Source organism: Flavobacterium longum, from assembly GCF_965137575.1.
Classification (GTDB): domain Bacteria; phylum Bacteroidota; class Bacteroidia; order Flavobacteriales; family Flavobacteriaceae; genus Flavobacterium; species Flavobacterium longum.
In genome coordinates this window covers 226,105-240,977 of sequence record NZ_CBCRZJ010000005.1, presented here as the reverse complement: position 1 = coordinate 240,977, position 14,873 = coordinate 226,105, and the positions used below count along the sequence as shown (strand labels likewise).

The window sequence follows — 14,873 nt, the reverse complement described above, 5'->3', positions numbered from 1 at the left end:
AAACAAACGCTATGAAAAAGATTTTTACCTGTGGCCTTCTTTTGCTCTTTTTTCTGGGATTTTCACAAGATGACAACCGTTTCGAGCGATACCGCCAAGTTCCTGCGCAGTTCCAATCGCATCCTGAATTGGGTAAAACCAACTACGCATCGGTGCTCAATCAGGTCGATTACGAGCTCATCCAACACCGCACAGCTTATTCCCGGACATTCCTCAACACCAATACGACAAAAACCACGGTACAATCTTCGGTGCCGTTGCATTACAAAGACGCCGACGGTTTATGGCGTACGATTGATTACCGCCTGACGCGTACGGCCGGGAAAATAGTCTATCCTGCGCAGGAGCCGTTTTTTGAATGCGATGCGTCCGGAAGTAGGATTGTGGTCGGTGATAAAACCATAGGAATGGAGGGAAAAAGCCGTTTCATTTTTATGGCAAACGGCGCCGAAGTGTCCAAAAAGACCGCGGCCAAAACTTCGCCTGAAATGACCACCGGCAACAAAATCGTATTCAGCAATATCGCGCCGCACCTCGACAAAGTCATGACGGTTTACGCACAAGCCGTGAAAAGCGACTATAAAATCAACGATTCCGCATTTTTCCCGGGCCAATTTGACCAGATGATTGTCGAAGAAACCATCGCGCTGCCGGATGGTTTTTCGATGTCCGAAGAAAAAGGCGCCAACCGCATCGTTATCCACGACGCGAATGGGCAACCCGTGATGGTATTCCAGCAGCCCATCGTGACCGATGCGAAACCGGTAAGCGAAAAATACCGCCATTTTTCAACGCCTTACGAGGCGACGTATCGTTTGGTGAAAGTGACCGACCGCCAATACAAGATCCAAATCCAGATTGAAGGCTCTTGGCTGTCTGCGCCAGACCGCGTGTTCCCGATTACAGTCGATCCCGTGGTCACGGTGAGCAATACCGATGTCATTGATTCGTGTTTTTTCCCGAGTTACCAACAAGCGCCGTTGCAAGTGGCGGTGCCGGCCGGCGAGACGGTGTTTTCGACGAACATCAGTTATGATTTCGTGGCGCTGGAAGCCTCGGTGGCCTGGATGTCTGACCAACGCAGTTATGTTTCCGGGCCAAACGGGCAAACCGCAGTACTGGCCGGCGTGGGTAATACCGAAGGAACTTACACCTATAACATCACCAACAGTGAAATCGGCAACGTGACATCGACGGGGCAAGTTGACTATGTTTTTCATTTTGCCAGGAATTGGGGCGGAAGTGGCTGTAATGCGACGTTTAATTTCGTCAACAGGCGTGAGGTTGCCGTCACCTACGGAACCATTGAATTTGGCGACGGGCCGCTGGTCATCAATGAATATTCTGCGTCAAACCGAAACTTCAACGACGCGTTTGACCGCAATGAAGATTGGATCGAGTTGTACAACGCCAGCCCAGATACCTATTTCAACCTTGCGGGCTATTATTTGAGCAACAATGAGAATAACCCGACCAAATGGCAAATCCAGAGCGGTGTTGTGCCGCCAAACAGTAAGGTATTCGTTTTTTGTTCGGGTCGAAATATTTCTTCCGGAACCGTACTGCACGCCAATTTCGACCTGACGCAAACCGATGGTGACGAAGTCGTTTTGGCCGACCCAAGCGGGAACATCGTCGAGTCACACGAAATGTTCGTGACCCAGACGAACCATTCCTACGGACGTGCGACGGACGGCGCGTCTGAGTGGAAAGTATTCGCCACGCCTACACCTGGGCAACCCAATGCAAACGGTGCGGCGAACTACGCGACCAAACCTACTTTCAGCCTCGCTCCGGGGCGTTATCCGGGCGCGGTAACAGTTTCCTTGAGCACGACAGGAGCAAATGAACAAATCCGCTACACGACCAACGGCGCCACGCCAACCGCAGGCGCTACGTTATATACGGGCCCGATTTCGGTGACGCAATCCACCGTCATCAGGGCGCGTTGTTTCAGTTCGTCACCCGATATCCTGCCGGGTTTTATCGAAACCAATACGTATTTCATCAACGAAAATTCAACGTTGCCAACCGTATCGGTATCGGGCGATGCCAATCTTTTACAACTGTTGAACGGCACCATCCTCGAACCGACGGGTTATTTCGAATATTTCGAGACCAACGGAACGTTCATCGATGAAACCATGGGCGATTTTGATGCGCACGGCAACGATTCCTGGGCGTACAACCAGCGCGGGATCGATTTTGTGGCGCGCGATGACCACGGTTACAAGCGGCGTTTGCAGCACCAATTTTTCCCGACCTCGGACCGCACCAACTTCAGGCGTTTGATCCTGAAGGCAGCCGGCAGCGACAACTTTCCGGGCCAAACCGGAGGTGCGCACATGCGTGATGTTTTCGTCCAGACGTTGTCGCAAACGGCCAATCTGGAACTGGACGAACGTCGGGCGAGATTCGTTTCACTCTTCGTCAACGGGCAATATTGGGGTATTTATGATCTTCGAGAGAAAGTGGATGATAACCAATACACCGACTACTATTACGGGCAGGATTACATTTACCGGGATTCAGACAATTACATCCAATACCTCAAGACATGGGGCGGCACCGAAGCGGAATTCGGCAACCAACCTGCGCTCGATGCCTGGACGGCGTTGACCGATTTCGTTCAGAATAATGACATGGCCGACGAAGCCAACTACAATTATGTGGTTGGCCAACTCAACATAGACAGTTTGATTGACTATTTCGTGCTGAATTCCTTCATGGTAAACCGCGATTGGCTGAACTGGAACACGTCATGGTGGCGCGGACTCGATCCGTCGGGCGGCGCGCTTAAATGGCGTTATGCGCTTTGGGATACCGACGGCGTACTCGGGCATTACATTAATTATACGGGCATTGAAGACACATCGGCCAATGCCGATCCGTGCCAGGCAGAAACCATTCCTGTTGGCGTAGGCCATACACAGACCATCGGGAAACTCATTGAAGAAAACCCAGTGGCGCGGCAAAAATACGTCACGCGTTATGCCGATTTGCTGAACACGCATTTTTCGTGCGAACAAGTGACCGCGGTGTTTGACAGTATCGTAGCGGTCATTGCGCCCGAAATACCCCGACAGGTGCAACGTTGGGGCGGCAACGTGGCCGGATGGCAGGCCAATGTACAGGCTGCCCGCGACTTTTTGCTGACCCGTTGCGGCGAGACCGTGAGTTCCGGCTTGGTGGATTGCTACCAGGTTTCCGGGCCGTTTGATGTGACTTTTGAAGTGGAACCCGTAAATACCGGCAAAATCAAGATGAACTCGGAATGGTTGGTCAACTTCCCTTATACGGCGCAAGTTTTTGGTGACATCGAAACCTACTTGTCGGCCGAAGCAAACGCCGGATGGGAATTCAGCAGTTGGGAAGTGGACGGGGCCGAGATTTCGCCCAATGCCCAAGTGGCCGACATCATGCTTTTAATTTCGCAGGCCACATCCATAATCGCGCATTTCAAACAGTCGCCCACCGGTGGCGAAACTGCCATCCATTATTGGCATTTCAACACGCTCGACACGCCGTCGGATGTCACAAGCATCGTAGCCGATAACACATTGATTGTAGGAGCAAATCCTACGATGACCTATACTGGCAGCGGTCCGCGCGACATCGATGCCAACAGCAACGGATCGGATTTGAACCTGCATTTTGACCAATCTGCCGGGAAATGTGCACGTGTGAGAAATCCGTCCGATGGGCGTTCGCTCGTCTTTGACCTTCCAACCACGGGTTACAAAGACATCAAGTTTGCATACGCCGTGCAACGTACCAACGAGGGGCAACTCACGAATCATTTGTCGTACAGCACCGACGGCGTGACCTTTACCGAGGCCGGTTTGGCGCAATCCGCATTCAATGTTGATCTTGCTTTTGGCTTGGTTTCCGTTGATTTGAGCGCGATTACGGCAGTGAATAACAACCCTGATTTCAAGATAAAAATTACGTTTGAGGGCAACACGTCCGCCGACAACGGAAACAACAGGATTGACAATGTTACTTTAAAAGGAACACCATTCACGCTTTCGACGCCTACGCAAAACTTGATTACGTATCAAGTTTATCCGAACCCGGTTTCAAGTACAGTACACGTGGTTTGCAGTGCACCAATGACTGAACTCTCAGTGTTTGATATGGTCGGAAAACGAGTCGCCACGAAGTCTATTGACAACGCAAATGCGGCATCGGCAGATTTAAGTATGCTGGGCGCGGGCGTATATCTGTTGAAGATCAAAACCGAAAACGGAATGGTGACGGAAAAGCTGGTGAAGCAATAAGACTAAGAACCGAGAAATGTGCGGATACGAAGTGTTCGCGCTTTTTGTTCTTGTACTTTTTGGATAAAGAAATCCGTTGGAGAAAAAGGGAGCGTTGCTTCGCGCGTTTCCACCTTTCCAAACCTGCAAATGCAGGTTTTCGGCCGTTTGCAACGGCCGGCGTCTTGAGCGCAATAAAAAAGCCGCTCAAGTAAAACTTGACGGTTTTTTTATTGCGCTCAATTCGCGAACGCCGCGCTTGATGTGGAGTCGGGGAGATTACGTTTACGCTATTCTAATATTTGATGAAAGCCGTGTAAATTTGCGAAACATTCTTTAAATACCGAGGTCTTATCGGATTTAAGTCGATTTTAAAATTGTATAGAAATTCTATGCGTACATGAATTCAGGCCAAGGCACGACTCCCTAAAATGAAATTTTTTCCGCCTGGGCTATCGCACAAATAGACAAAAGTTGTCGGTGAAACGTATGAAGTAAGCGTTAGAAGGAACGCTAAGGCTAAAACTTTATTCCTGTTTGGTCATAGGAATTTAAATGTAAAGAATAATGTCGATTACCCTTTAACTTATCGGCTAAACGTATAGAATTCCGGTTAATTACTTTTTGCTTGGATACATTGAAATTTTCATACTTTCAAAATGCCATCAAAACCTATTGAGTGAAGCAATAAAGTATAGGAATTCCATCAGGAAATTATAGATTTGAACTTTTTCTAACTTACGAATGGAATTGAAAAGTCCCAATTGGGGACTTTTGTTTTTTTACGTCATCCAATAGGTTTCGACCGTAAAATGTCGTTTTTTGATAAGCGGATTAAGCTAATTCATGTGAATTACTGCACATTAATTCGCATGAAAGTGTTTAAATTTCTTACCGTACAAAAACTATACAAACACGTTAATACGGTTTAATTAACTTATTGAAAACAGAATATATATTATTCGAAGAGTGGAGCTGAGGCAAACAATTTATTTACTTTCCATCAATTTAGTATTTCTTAAAAATAGAAATCAATATTTAGGCACAGTCATTATGCCTTGACCAGTGGTTCTCCTCATTTCAGCATCAAGTTTGCCATATTGGTAGAGATAGGAACCAACAGCACCAGGATAGGCTATGTCAATCACAAAATATGCGGCAGATCCGACGGCAACGACCGGGTTGTACATTGCGATCACTCCAATACTTAGATTGAGAGTCGCTTGTACAGGATGCACAATATAATTACTCGGATCGTTGCCGAAATAGTTAATGACACCATGAACGTCTAAAGCGGTCCCCACACCAAGTGTCGTCCAACCTAATATGCTGCCAATTTTACTTATTTTTATGGTAGCTACATATTGATTTCCTCCCCATCCGCTTTGATAGAGTTTAAAGTTGTTGCCGATGGAAGCTTTTGTGAAATCAAACGGCGTTGTCGCAACGCCGACCCATCCTCCCGCATTGCTTACACGATCTTCCCATCCATTTTCTCGTTTTTTGGGTGTGTAAGTGCGAAATGCTTTGGCTAATTCATCATAGGAGCGTGGCGCAGGATCAAATAATGGATCTGATTCACAACGCGGCGCATATTCAAACAACGGATCTGATTCTGTCATCCTGCCATCAGGATCGGTTACTTTCACCGGATTATTCAATGAAAAATTGAATGGGCTTTTGCCGGTATATTTTTCAGCCATTGGGTCAATGCTGAGCCACAGATAAGTTTGTGGATCGTAATAACGCGCACCATAGTAAGCAAGGCCGGTTTCTTGGTCTGTCTCTTTGGCGTTGAAGGTAAACTGGCTGCTGTAATCCTGACGTTGCTCCATAAAAACTTCACCAAACGGCAAGTATTCAAGGTATTGCAGTACTTTGCCGTCTTTTCCGGTTACCATGTTTATATTTCCAACATTTCCGCTGTGGTAAAAATACCGTAAATTTTCATCTTTTGTCACCGCAGTCGATACGTTTCCTGCATCTGGTTTTCCTGGATTCGACGCCGGTTGATAGAACACCGCCGGCACCGTTTCGAAGGCATCAGGTTTCAGGAATTTATGCGGTAAATCAAAATCGTCATAATAATTATTGACCAACTGGCCTGCAGTTGTCATTTTTTGTTTGTAATCTACAATTGAACCGCAGCCTTTTCCAGGTTCTCCGCATTGTACTTGTTTTGGGACATCATCCTTAAGTACCCAATTCTTCATGTCAGTCAATTGGCTGGCGATGCGCTCGATCCCTATGTAGATGTGTTTTGTCCCGATTCCGGCAACTTTATTTTTGTCTTTGTCAGATACGGTTGTATTGCGCATCGAAAAATAGGGGTTGGCATACAGGCTAAAAGTCAAGGCGCTGCTTTGTTCATTGACCAGTTTTCCGCTCATGTAAGTTCCGCTTGATTGCGTACTCATTTTAATGGTGCGGGCACCGGCGGCATCATAAGTGTAGCTGCTCACATAGCCATCATTACTTACGGCACGCACCCGATTTTCCTGATCCCAGATTATTTTACGTTCACTGACGCCCAGCTGTGATTTATTACCCATTCCGCGGTAATTGTTGTTGCCATTTTTATCATAATCGAATATGTAGGTATTATTGTTTTCATTGTAATTGATTCCTGATACGGTTTTTCTGGTAATAGTCTCACCGATATTGGTAACGCGCATCGGAATGGATGCGTCGCGGTATCCATAATCGTCAGTAATATCACGGTTAACCGTTGGCGATGTCAGTTGCAATTTTTTCCGGCTGATATTGCCGTAGTTGCCATAATCCATATGAAGTTCATAGGTGTGCGAATTCTTATTCCAATCACCTGTCCCGGTCTTGAGTTGGTTCATGTTGTCGTAGGTATAGGAATGTTGCATTACGACGCCCATAAGTCCTTCGGGCGTGGGTTTTGAATTTCTTTTGATTAGCGTCACGTTATCCTGATCGTCATAGTCATAAGTGCAGTTGCTGAATTCAACGCCCGCTTTTGAAGTACTCATGCTTTTTAATGTTTGCCTTGCCGGATAATAAGCATACTTTGTTGTAACCCCATTTCCCAAAAGCATGGTTGTCTTTTGCTCAAACTTATTGTAGGTTATTTTTTCTACGTATGGATAATCGGGTTTCTTTTCTTCGCCTCTTACATATCCATTTACACTTTCGAGAAGCCCGCCTTTGTTGTATTTATAAACTACTTTTTCCTCACCGGGATAAGTCATATGCTGCAACCTTCCGAAACTGTCATATTCGAATTTGGTAGTAAAAGTATAAGTTTTGTGGAACGGCGCAATGATCGTTCGGGTATTCTCGACAACATTTCCCAAAGGATCATACCTGAATGATTGCGCACCCGTGGCGTCTTCCTGAAAGATAATTTGGCCAATGCCGTTACTTTCTTTACCGGCAGTTTTGGTTCCATAGGTATATTTGACATTGTCTTCAGGATGTCCTTGGTATTGTATTTCGGTGAGGCGCCCATAATGGTAAATATAATCTGTCACGGCATCGTCGGGCATGGTTTTTTTGTCAATTTGTCCTGAATTATTGTAATGGTATGTTGTTGTTCCACCATTGGCGTCATAATGTTTTATTCTCCATCCGGCAAAATCATACCTGTTTCTCATTACAATGACATTATCGGCTAGGACATCTTCGAGTTGGTGGAAGTCGTCATATTTATAAGAAATGGTTACCGGTTTTTTCGCCGGTTTTTCAAGGTATTCGATTTCGGTTGAGGCCAATCCCGAACCATTGCGGAAAACGTCTTTACGGCTTGAAGCTTTGTCATCGGTAAACGTTTCAACCGTCACGCGCGAAAGTTCCCCGAAAGCATCCGTACCCAGTTGGTAACTTATGGTAGAAAATACTTTTTTGTCTGGAAGTTTGGTTTCGGTCACACGATCCTGAATATCATAAGTTGTCACAGTAGGTGTAATAGAGTCAAAATCTTGGTTGAAAGTGAGTCCGGTATTTCCGACAACATCATTATTGACGTCATATTTTTCATCTGTCGGATAGTAGGCCATGATTACCCGCCCAAATGCGTCATAAACTTGCCTGCCGCTGATGATCCATTTTTCAACACCTTCGACGATGCCTGTTTTCTTTACTTGGACAGGCCGTTTAAAACCATCACTGAATTTAATGGTGTAAATGCCGTCTGCTTTATTCTGGACATCATAATGGCGTGTCAGAGCGTAAGCGGTTTTTCCTGAATAGCCATACCTGAAAGAAAGCGTAAACGTGTTTTTAACATCGCCCTTGATAGATTCCAATCCGCCGATTATTGTCGTGGCCCTGCCAAATTGATCGAATTTGTAACGTATGGTATTGCCGTTGGTCAGCGTGGTTTTTTCGGCAATTCCGTAGCGATAATCGAAGTCTGAAAAGAAGTTGTCAAGAGCAAATTGATTATCAGAAATTTTGCTGATGTGCGAGAATAACCTGTTTTCATACTCATAAGTATATCGGATGCCGTTTGGAAGCGTTTTGGTTTCGACATTTCCATATCGGTCATAGGTGAACGTCGTTTCAGACACCTCTGGTTCGCGCGGATTCCCATAAAAAAGTTTTAAACTTTTCAGCTTTCTCCTGTATTTCTCTCCGTCTTGCCCTCCATCAACGCCCCAATCATAATATTCTGCGGTACTACGCCTGAATAGTTTGTCTTGGACGGGATTCTCGGTCAGTACTTCAATAGGCAATCCGATGATATAATGAGTCAGGTCGTCGAGGTATTTTACCGTCGTTTGATAGTCTATTGTACTATCACTTTCCCTAGATGGGTTTTCCTTATAAGTGAATTTTTCAAGATCGCCGTTCTTATTGTATTTGTACGTACTCTTGTTAAACCAAAGCACATTGTTGGTTTTTTCAAAAGTTCCGTTGAGTTTATAGTCGAGGGCCACGAAAACAACGCCGTCGCCTCCGCCCGGGCCATTGACGACGGCGTATGCTTGGTATTTGTTCTTAGTAGTACCATACTTATTGGCAGGTTCGGCGCTATCCTGTTGTACTTCTTCTTCCAACATTCCTGCGAAGTAGTAATTATTGGTGTTGTAAGACGTTATCCTGTCACGGTATTTTTTGCCGTTAAAACCCAGGTCTGTGGTTTTTACCGTCCCAAAACCCAGAAATTCCCGTTCGAAACGATCATAATGCCCTCCTTCATAAGAGAATTGCTGGCGGCTGTCGAATTTAACACCTTTAGAATCTCTGTCTGAACTGATTCCATCGTCAATAACAAGTTCACTCATAGCCCATTTGCCGCCCGGATGTTCAGGGCTTGGCGTTGTATGTGCATAATCAAGCGTAAACGTACCATTCAGCGGATTGGTAACTGTTTCGAGCTTGTTCGTTTTTCCGAGATTCGAAAATTGCACTTCGATTTTGTCTTCGGTGTTCGAGTAAACATGGTCTAAAAAACCATCGCCGTTAACATCGATGAACTGCCGTGTCGTTTTTCCGATGCCGGTAGCAGTATTTGCCGATGGGTTGAAGACGACTTTGACCGGGATGATTACTGGCGAAAATCCAAATGTGGTACTGAATCCTACCGATACTCCTACGGATGCATTGGTTTTTACCTTTTCAAAACCAAACCATTTGCTGATTATGCTGCCGCCAACCTGAGGCAAATAACTGATGTCGAAGGAAGCAAAATTCCTAATGCTTGGCAAATCATCGCCGCCTTTCGACGACGAAAGCCAATCGATAGGCTTCATGAAAGAATCCCCGGTGTTGATTTCAACCGAAACTGATCCGTTGTAGTTGGTGGTTACTTTATCAGCCAACCCGTCGCCGTTCATGTCTTGTATGTTGTAAAGCCCGGCAACATCAGAAAATGAAACCGCCACGCCTGCGGAAAAGCTATTTTTCAAAAATGAAAATCCGGTAGAAATTCCCGGAGAAACAGAAATGTTTTCAACTTTTGAAAGAAAGGATGTGTTGTCTTTTTGAAAAGATTGCGTAATCGGTTTATACTGGCCATAGCCAAGGTTGAGTTGGACCGATGAGCCTGAAACACCATCGGGCAGTCCATCAGAATTCACATCAATCCAGGTTGCGGAAGTGCTTTCAGAACCTTGGTTAAAGGCAACACTTTTTCCGATGCCCGAATCGGCATTTGCCATTGAACCTTTTGCACTTTCACCGGTATGTTCAGTGGCCGAAGTGGTTCTGTTTCCGCTTGCCTTTTCAGAATAATAATGTTGCGGAGAAGTATTCTTTCCGTCAGTGCTCATGCCATTGCTCTCGCTGTCACCTTTATGCGCGCATGAGTTGGTGCCGGTCATACCCAAAGATCCGTCGGCGTTGGTGAACTGGATTTTTGACTCGTTCAGGACATCGGGATAACGATCGCCATTCATGTCGATAAAGTCTGAGACCATCTGAAAATCACCCCAGGATTTGTTACCGGAAACCCCATATGATGCCGTAATGGTATGCATGGTCGATTTTGATACTTTCGGGACACCGTAACCATATGAATTTACCGCACCTGTAACAGGTTGAAAAGGGTCTATTTTTTTGACATCGTCTAACCCAAGCCTGGATGCGCCTGCTTTGTCTTTATTGAGGTAAATCTGTTTTTCTCCGCCTACCCAATTTCTATGGTCTGCAAACGCCTTGGGCAGCATGATAGAAAAAGTCGCCTTCCCTGAAGAAACTTTATCGAGGACTGCGGTTTTCGAACGGTCCATGGCTTGTCCGGATGAGACCGAAGTATTGACGTCGGCCTTGAAAGTGTTCACTTCATCTTCACTTACCTTGGCAATCACAAGGTCGTTTTCTACGATTGGATTTTTTGCCCGATCATTCATTCCGTTATAGACAAATTGCCCCCAGTTGCGGTACATAGGGCCAAAAGTTTGATTGCCCCGGTTGGTTACCAAATCTGCCTTTTCAAAAAGATTCGCAGTAAAGCTGCCTTTGAAATCGGGGTTGAAGAGCAAAGTTTCATCCTTGCAAATCAACTGGACGCATAATTTTTGGTTGGCCAACATATCGACACTCAGGTAATTGATCGGGAGCGAGAAGCTATTGTTGTCATAAGTGATGGTCGTTTCGGTTTTCATGACGTCATTTACCCAAACCTGCATTTTGATGTCACCTTTTTGGGTGTTGTTTTTTACCGATAGAGAAGGAATGATTTTATACGTGCCGCTCGTTGGAACAATTGTCGTCCGGTTGGCGTTGATACTTGGCGTCTCGACTGGCGATTTTTCAAAGTATACAAGGGCGCCATTTCCCGGATAGTAATAGCCGGCAGCAGTAATGTTTGCCGCGAAATTGTTGTTTGGTTTTGAATTGAGCGGCAGGTTTGGGCCTTCGATGCTCACGATGAAAGGCGTGTCGGCCTTAAGATTAAACTCCAAAGGAAGGTTTTCCTGCAGTTGACCATTGGCATATACAATCTCTTTTTTAGCAATTACGCGCTGCGGCGTTTTGACCGATACCGTAAAGCTGCCATCGCATTTATCAACTTGACTGAGATCCAGCACCGGATGGATGCTGATGTCTTTGTCGGCGGAAAATTTATGGTAGTTGCCTTTAAAAATAAGGCTGTCTTTAAAAACGTAATACGGTATTTCAAGTAACTTTTCATTTACTGTGATAAACTCAGGCGGTGTGCATGGAACGGTTTCGGTTCTATCGAAGCAGCTTTTTTCAATTCTTTTCTCATATTCAATTGTTGGCTCCCAAGTTACATTGTGTAAGTCGATATTAACATCAGACTTAATGACGAACTGGATTTTTTGCCCTGCGCTCAAGGCTTCATTAGGGTTGGTTACATCAAGCGTATTTGGGGTGTCGCCTGATTTGAATGTCTGTTCAAAATGCACTTTGTCTACAGACATGTCGGTGTCTTTCAAAACCAACACCTGAACTTTGATGTCGTCCATCGTTGCCAACTTTTGGAATGATCCGGTAATCCGGATATTTGTGGCATCTGCCGGGATTGTTGCGGCCATTTTGTTGGAAAGCAGGAAATCTTTTGAAGCTTCAAAGGTTTTTCTGTCTATGGCGGGACTGGTGAATCCCTCATCGGCAATTCCGTCATACTGTGTGTAGGTGATAATCGGGTTCCAATTGACTTCGTCATAAGCGCCGTTGTCCTCTCGTTCGTGCCCGGCGCGTAGCCTGAAATAAATCTTTTTCCCTTTTGTTACCTGCAAATCGTTTTTGATAAGGTTTTTGATCGCGTTGTCACCTTTTGCCATTCCGATTTCCATTCCCGGGAGCGTTTTGCCTTCATACTCGACAGAAGCAAAAGTGGTGTCGGCAGTGTCATAATCTGATGAAGGAAGGGCAGGGACAATCCTTGAGATCGGAGCTTTGATATTGACTGTGCCGTCATAAGGCACTTCCCAGACACGGACGGTTTCGTTAAGCGGATTGTCTTCAATAAGATCTTCATCGTCCTTGGCGTTCCCCGAATAAGTTAAAATTGTTCGGGTAACTCCATTGGCGTTGATGGTAACAGGCGTATCTGAGCTTAATGGAGAAAACTTTAATCGGTCTGAGGCGTCTTTTTTTCCGGTATTGAACAGCACTGAGTTTCTATTGATGATATCCATCAGGCCGTCACCGTTGGAATCGGCAAAAAATCGTTCTGTAACGCTTTCCGTGGTTGCTCTTTCATAACTGATAACAGGGCCAAAATTCGATTCTCCGCCCCAGCCGGACGTCCTGGAACTTTCATTAAAAAAATCTTTTGCACCGATAATCTCAGTACCCGCGGCAAATTTCAAGATATCGTTTATGGATTCATTCTTTTCATAATTCAGCTTTCCGTTTTTAAGGTAAACCCGGTCGGGCCTGGCATCGCCGTCGATGTCAACAAATGTGTTGATTCCTTCTGACGAAGACATGGAGTGGCGGTAAATTACGCCGGCTGAATTGTCAACCGAATAAACATCGACACCGGGCCCGGCACCGACATATATCCCGCCGCTGATTGAGGAAGATTTACTGCCGCCGATGGCACTTGTTCCGTTTGTCTTGATTAACGTACGCGTATCGAGGCCGCTGATGGCATTAATAGGGTTTACGTCAAAAGACTTGGGTGCGCTAAATTTTTCGGACGTTCCTTTTTCATTATGATAAGTGAATTGATGGGCAGCGAACTGCGTTTTTCCATCACTTCCAAACTGTGTTATGCTTTTAAGCAGGGTTTTACTGAAAGCACCGGTTCTATAATCAAAGCTGTATTTCCGGGCGAGTTCTGCAGGTTTATTCGCATTAGCATACTGGTAGGTAATGGTTATTGTATTCAGTTTTAATGCGTTGGCGTTGGTTAAGAAGCCGTATCGACCATTCAATGAAAGTTTATCTTCGCGATCTGTGCCATATTCGAAATGAATTCTGTAGTAATCATTAATATTTGGATTCGTTTTGGTGTATTCGATGGTTTTCGGAAAAATGTAATTGTCATTCCCGGTTGTTTTTAGATACTTGTAATCTACAATATTACCGTGTACATCTTCTACGCGGGTAATTTTCCATTCTGCGATATTGTTGTTGCCTTCATTTTTTAAAACCGCATCAGGATCAACCTGCCCGTTGCCGCCATAAAAATATTTCGTGCCTGATTTGTCGGTCACTACCCAGTGATAATTAGATGGGCTGTTGCCTTCGCGTTTGATGTGCTTAAAGCTGCTTTCCTTGCGAAAACGGAATTCACTGACCTCCGTTCTTGGCATATTTAAATTTATATGGGCCAATTTCGCTTCGCCCTTATGTATGGCTGCGAGCATTTGTCCGTCAAGCAAATACGTCTCCGTTTCGTTATCTTTCTTGTCATTGCTATATCGCGCAGCGCCCCATCTGGTGTCTACAGATATAGAGGAAATACCGCCGATTGACCAGCCTTCACCGAGCATACCGTTGCCGTTGTCGCTATTGTAATTGACATTGATTGTGGGTTGCATGCCGTTTCTGCCCGGAGGCAATTCGATAGGGTAGGACAGGTTAGCCGTACCTTGATTGTTTGCCGTCGGAGGCGCAATTATGTTGATCTTCGCTGCCGGATCGGCAAATTCGATTCCTGACATCTGTGTTGGCGCATAACCTTTTGTTTCAGGCGACTCGGGTGCTTTTAGTATAGCGCTAATAAAATCACCGTCCTCAGTAGACGTTGCGTAAAGTGTTTTCTTTTCAATACTGATGCTGTCACGTTTTATCTCTGTCCAATGATTATTTTTTTTGTCGAACCAATAGATGTTTATATCTGTAGGCAGATAACCGGCGGGAATTTTATCGGGGTCATATGCCATGCTGATATGCTGCTCATTATGCATTGGATTAATCAGGCTATACCAACCTTCATTTGCGGTTACGTTGGTCATGCCATATTCCAGCTCGGGCAGTACTTTTTTGCGAAGTGTAAAAAAATCCGGTTTTATAGAATAGGTTATCGAACGTATCGGCGCAGCGGCCGGTTTCCGGTTTATGGATGCAAATGAGAATGATTGGATGATTGAAGATTTGTTCGGTATCGCATCGGTTGTAAAATGCGCTTTTTGATTTCTTGCAAAATGAAACTTTAATCCATTGATCCGACTCAAACCCAAGAAAAGCAAAAGTAAGATCAGTATCGCGAGCGCAGGTTTT

2 protein-coding genes are annotated in these 14,873 nt (G+C 45.3%); one reads left to right on the top strand and one right to left on the bottom strand.

The features are described from left to right. Positions 1-11 precede the first annotated feature (11 nt). Entirely contained in the window at positions 12-4,280 is a 4,269-nt protein-coding gene (locus tag ACM9J1_RS10645; protein ID WP_415582023.1) for a CotH kinase family protein, read from the top strand. Positions 4,281-5,290: 1,010 nt separating this feature from the next. Here the strand turns inward: ACM9J1_RS10645 and ACM9J1_RS10640 are convergent. Then, positions 5,291-14,827 carry a SpvB/TcaC N-terminal domain-containing protein gene (locus ACM9J1_RS10640; protein ID WP_415582022.1) on the bottom strand — a complete coding sequence of 3,179 codons (9,537 nt, stop codon included), beginning with the start codon at positions 14,825-14,827 and terminating at the stop codon, positions 5,291-5,293. Positions 14,828-14,873 lie beyond the last annotated feature (46 nt).

Coding starts and splice junctions, on each gene's coding strand:
- ACM9J1_RS10645 (WP_415582023.1), top strand. CDS start 12: ATGAAAAAGATTTTTACCTGTGGCCTTCTTTTGCTCTTTTTTCTGGGA.